The organism is Pseudomonas sp. KSR10 (genome assembly GCF_022355455.1).
Classification (GTDB): domain Bacteria; phylum Pseudomonadota; class Gammaproteobacteria; order Pseudomonadales; family Pseudomonadaceae; genus Stutzerimonas; species Stutzerimonas stutzeri_E.
The window spans coordinates 371,594-374,910 of record NZ_JAKOEN010000022.1; the positions used below are offsets into that span (position 1 = coordinate 371,594).

At 62.6% G+C, this 3,317-nt stretch carries 1 protein-coding gene and 1 pseudogene; one reads left to right on the top strand and one right to left on the bottom strand.

The features are described 5' to 3' along the window. Positions 1 to 314 precede the first annotated feature (314 nt). Positions 315 to 2,017, top strand: a pseudogene (locus tag MCB86_RS19455) (DEAD/DEAH box helicase). 402 nt (positions 2,018 to 2,419) lie between these two features. On the opposite strand, the gene MCB86_RS19460 reads toward MCB86_RS19455, so the two are convergent. Further along, on the bottom strand, positions 2,420 to 2,860 hold the full coding sequence (locus tag MCB86_RS19460) for a transposase (protein ID WP_239611905.1): 441 nt from the start codon (positions 2,858 to 2,860) through the stop codon (positions 2,420 to 2,422). Between the last annotated feature and the right edge of the window lie 457 nt (positions 2,861 to 3,317).

The window sequence follows — 3,317 nt, forward strand, 5'->3', positions numbered from 1 at the left end:
AGCTTCGCCACGGGGCGGGGCTCCCACGAAAACAAGAGCTCCCTGCCATAGCCCGCACGGACCCGCTTCCCCCGGCCTTGAACTTAACCTCGAAGACAAATTACACGCACAGCTTCACATAATTCCGGTATAGTACGCGCCGGCTGAAACTCAGCCTGCGTTAGGTACTGCAACACACGAAGCGCTGCTTCGGCTGCTGTCCGCTTCTCGCGGCTGTCCTTGACGATTCATCATTCATTACGTTTTCGCAAACCCCGCCGACCAGGCTGCCAGGGTGACCTTCGGGTTTTGCATGGCATGCGCAGCTTCGGAACATGGGTCTTTGCGGAGCATCAGGAAAAGACCCATGACCCAGGAAATCGGCGGCTTTGCCGCACTCGGTATTCATCCCTCCGTACTCGCTGCTGTCATCGCAGTGGGCTACGAAGAGCCTTCGGCGATCCAGAGCCAGGCTATTCCGGTAATCCTCGGCGGCCACGATATGATCGGCCAGGCCCAGACCGGTACCGGCAAGACCGCTGCATTCGCGTTGCCCATCCTCTCCAAGATCGACCCGGCCAAGCGTGAGCCGCAGGCGCTGATCCTCGCGCCGACTCGCGAACTGGCCCTGCAGGTCGCCACCGCGTTCGAAACCTATTCCAAGCAGATGCCAGGCGTTGGCGTCGTGGCCGTTTACGGTGGCGCTCCGATGGGCCCGCAGCTCAAGGCCATCCGCCAGGGCGCGCAGATTATCGTTGCCACCCCGGGCCGTCTGGTTGACCACCTGAGCCGCAACAGCACTCTGCTCTCGACTATCCAGTTCCTGGTGCTCGACGAAGCCGATGAAATGCTCAAGCTGGGCTTCATGGACGACCTTGAAGTGATCTTCGAAGCCATGCCGGAAAGCCGCCAGAGCGTGCTGTTCTCCGCAACTTTGCCGCACTCCATTCGTGCCATCGCCGAAAAGCATCTGCGCGAGCCGCAGCACATCAAGGTGGCCACCAAAACGCAGACCGTTGCTCGTATCGAGCAGGCGCACCTGATGGTCCATGCCGACCAGAAAATTCCCGCTGTGCTGCGTTTGTTGGAAGTCGAAGATTTCGACGCCCTGATCGCGTTCGTGCGGACCAAGCAGGCGACCCTGGATCTGGCCGCTGCTCTGGAAGCCAAGGGCTACAAGGCGGCCGCGCTGAACGGCGACATCGCCCAGAACCAGCGTGAGCGTGTCATCGAGTCGCTCAAAGATGGCCGCCTGGACATCGTTGTCGCCACCGACGTCGCTGCTCGAGGCCTCGACGTGGCACGCATCACCCACGTATTCAACGTGGACATGCCCTACGATCCGGAATCCTACGTGCACCGCATCGGTCGTACCGGTCGTGCCGGTCGTGAAGGCCGAGCGTTGCTGCTGGTCACGCCGCGTGAGCGCCGCATGCTGCAGGTCATCGAGCGCGTTACCAACCAGAAGGTTGCCGAGGCGCGTCTGCCGAACGCTCAGCAAGTGCTGGACGCCCGCATCAAGAAACTCACCAACAGCCTCGCGCCGCTGGTAGCGGATGCCGAAGCCAGCCATGGCGAACTGCTCGACAAACTCGTGGCCGATATCGGCTGCAGCCCCCGCGCCCTGGCCGCTGCGCTGCTGCGCAAAGCGACCAACGGCCAGGCGCTGACCCTGGCTGAAGTCGAAAAAGAGCAGCCGCTGGTGCCGACCAGCAGCCCGCGTGAGCGCTCCGAGCGTTCCGATCGTCCAGAGCGCAGCGGTGATCGCGAACGTCGCGCACCGATTCCTCTGGCCGAAGGCCGCGCCCGCTGCCGCACTCCGCTGGGTGCACGCGATGGCATCGCCGCGCGCAATCTTCTCGGCGCCATCCTCAACGAAGGCGGTCTCGCCCGCGAAGCCATCGGTCGCATTCAGGTGCGTGACAGCTTCAGCCTGGTCGAACTGCCGGAAGAGGGCCTCGAGCGCCTGCTCGGTAAACTCAAGGACACCCGTGTCGGCGGCAAGCAGCTCAAGCTGCGTCGCTATCGCGAGGACTGATCGTCTTTGCTTTGAATCTGAAAGGGTGAGCTTATGCTCACCCTTTTTTGTTTCCCAAAGCGCTAATCGCCCCGAGGTCGGGGCTCCCACAAGATCCACCTCAGCCGCCCTGTAGGAGCCGCGCCCTCGCCGCGAATGCAGACCGAAGGTCTGCCCAACAATCCCCGCCCTTCGCAAGCCCTGGCCCCACCGCGCTTTAATAGGAGCCGCGACCCGCGGCGAATGCAGACAAAAAAGGCCCTAACCCCACCGCGCTTCTGTAGGAGCCGCGCCCCCGCGGCGAATGCAGACCGCAGGTCTGCCCATCAATCCCATCCTTCGCAAAGCCCTGACCCCACCACGCTTCAGTGGGAGCCGCGACCCCGCGGCGATGCAGGCCAAAGGTCTGCGAACAACCTCAACCTACAACCAAGCCGCATCCCAGTGCGGATAGTCACCGATATGATCTACCAGCCCGGCCCTCAGCGGGTTCGCAACGATGTATCGCGCTACCGACCTCAGATCATCCTCACTACGTAGCGCTCGGTCATGAAACCCGGCCTGCCAGACTGACTGCCCGATATGCCTGGCTGAGATCGATTTGACTCGCCCGACCAGCTGAGGCAGCGTGCCTTGTCCTAGCTGGACTAGCCAGTGAAGATGATCAGGCATCACGACGAAGGCCCATGTCTTGCTCGTACCTCTTGCTTCATCGGATCGCATGGTGCGAATCAGCGCTCGTGCCGCGGCCATGTCGCGAAAAACAGGCTGTCGATGCTGAGCGACAGTCGTGACCAGATAGATCTGACCCTGGACAGACCAGCGGCCTTTGCGAAGGCGACTCGATGCCGAATAAGCGTCCATGCTTTTCTCATCCTTTGCTCATTTCCTGCAGCATAACGTCTATATGTATTGACGTTAGCGATCCGTTCCCCATCATCGGACATCGGTCGATCGTGAAACGCTTCGCCCCGAGGTCGGGGCTCCCACAGAGCCAACCTGCACCCTGTAGGAGCCGCGCCCCCGCGGCGAATGCAGACCGCAGGCCTGCCCAACAATCCCAGCCCACCTTTGGCAAGCCCGATCCCGCCACGCTTCCGTGGGAGCCGCGCCCCCGCGGCGAACGCAGCCCAAGGCCAGCCCAACAATCCCAGCCCACCCTTCGCAAGCCGATCCCACCGCGCTTCTGTGGGAGCCGCGCCCCCGCGGCGAATGCAGACCGCAGGTCTGCCCATCAATCCCACCCTTCGCAAGCCCGATCCCGCCACGCTTTTGTAGGAGCCGCGCCCCCGCGGCGAATGCAGACCGCAGGTCTGCCCAT

Coding starts and splice junctions, on each gene's coding strand:
- MCB86_RS19460 (WP_239611905.1), bottom strand. CDS start 2,860: ATGGACGCTTATTCGGCATCGAGTCGCCTTCGCAAAGGCCGCTGGTCT.